Source organism: Rhodococcus gordoniae, assembly GCF_001646655.1.
Lineage (GTDB): Bacteria > Actinomycetota > Actinomycetes > Mycobacteriales > Mycobacteriaceae > Rhodococcus > Rhodococcus gordoniae.
In genome coordinates this window covers 1-973 of record NZ_LPZN01000114.1, presented here as the reverse complement: position 1 = coordinate 973, position 973 = coordinate 1, and the positions used below count along the sequence as shown (strand labels likewise).

At 70.2% G+C, this 973-nt stretch carries 1 pseudogene; it reads left to right on the top strand.

The annotated features are described in order from the left end of the window. Positions 1-973 (top strand): annotated as a pseudogene (locus tag A8G18_RS23170) (TIGR02680 family protein); the annotation flags it as partial.

Genomic DNA, 973 nt, shown 5'->3' with positions numbered 1-973 from the left:
CCCGCTGGCACTTCGTCGTCGACGGCCGTGTGGGCGTGGACTTCTCACTCCTCGACGACGAGGACCGCCCGCTCACCCGCAAGCAACTCGCCGACCGGATCGGAGCCGACGCGATCACCGATCGCCCCGTCGACTACCGGGGCGCGATCGACGCACGCATGTTCGGACTGGGCGCGCAACGCTACGACCAGCTGATCAACCTGATCTTGACGCTGCGCCGCCCGCAGCTCGCCAAGAACCTCGATCCGAAGGGCTTGTCGCAGGCCCTGACCGACGGACTCCGCCCCCTCGACGACGACCTCATCGTCGAGGCTGCCCGCTCGTTCTCCGCCATCGAGGAAGTCGAGCGCACACTCGAATCTCTCGCGGCCGCCGACGACGCGGCGCAGCAGTTCGTCAAGGTGTACTCGAAGTACATCCGTCAGCAGGCCCGCACCGCTGTGGACAAGGTCGCCATTCGTCTCGGGGTGGTCGACACGGCGGTCCGGTCGCTGCGTGAGGCGTCCGAGGCCCGCACCGAGGCCGCCGCCGCACGCACCGCCTCGGAGGAACAGCTCCTGGTGGCCGAACGCGACCACGAACAAGCGCGCACCACCCTCGAGGCACTCCACCGCTCGAGCGCCTACGAAGGCAAACAGCAGCTCGACGACCTCGCGTCGGCGGTGAAGAACCTCGAGCGCACCACCGCCGCGCAGGCCGAGCAGGCGAACCGCGCCCAGGCCGTGGTGGCCGACCGGCTCCGCGATCACGGCAGTGCCCGCGACGCGCTGGAGACGGCGACGGCGACGCGTCGTCGCACCGAGGACGGGCTGAGTGCGGCAGCCGAGGACGCCGGCATCACGTGGAGCGGTCTCGACGACATCGAACGGACCGAGCAGCTCAACGCGGCGATAGACGCACTCGCCGAGGAACGCGACGCCGACGTGCGCGCCGTGCGCAGTGCACTGTCCCATCTCGACGGTGCCGCCGCGGC